Consider the following 406-nt stretch of genomic DNA (forward strand, 5'->3'; position numbering starts at 1 on the left):
GCCCAACATCGCGTTGGCCATCGTCGAGCTGCGACGCAAGCTGTTCACGCAATCGCTTATCGCCACTTACCTGGGTGTCTCCAAGGCCACCGTCAGTCGCGTCTTGCGCCGAGCGGGCCTGTCCAGATTCAGCGACCTGGCCCCGGTTGAGGCCGTGCAACGCTACGAGCGCGAGGCGCCTGGTGATCTGCTGCACATCGACATCAAGAAGCTGGGGCGCTTCTCTGACGTGGGCCACCGCATCACGGGCAACTGCGCCAAGCGCACGCGCGGTTTGGGGTATGACTACCTGTTCGTCGCCGTCGATGATCACGCCAGAGTGGCCTTCACCGCCATGCGTCCTGACGAGCGCAAGGACAGCGCCGAGAGCTTCCTGCGAGAGGCGGTTGCCTATTTCGCCAAGCTC

Annotated in this window: 1 pseudogene; it reads left to right on the plus strand. The window is 63.8% G+C overall.

The features are described 5' to 3' along the window. Positions 1 to 406 (plus strand): annotated as a pseudogene (locus RVY79_RS17700) (DDE-type integrase/transposase/recombinase); the annotation flags it as partial.

Origin of the sequence: Chromohalobacter sp. HP20-39 (genome assembly GCF_033052815.1) — a bacterium.
Taxonomy (GTDB): domain Bacteria; phylum Pseudomonadota; class Gammaproteobacteria; order Pseudomonadales; family Halomonadaceae; genus Chromohalobacter.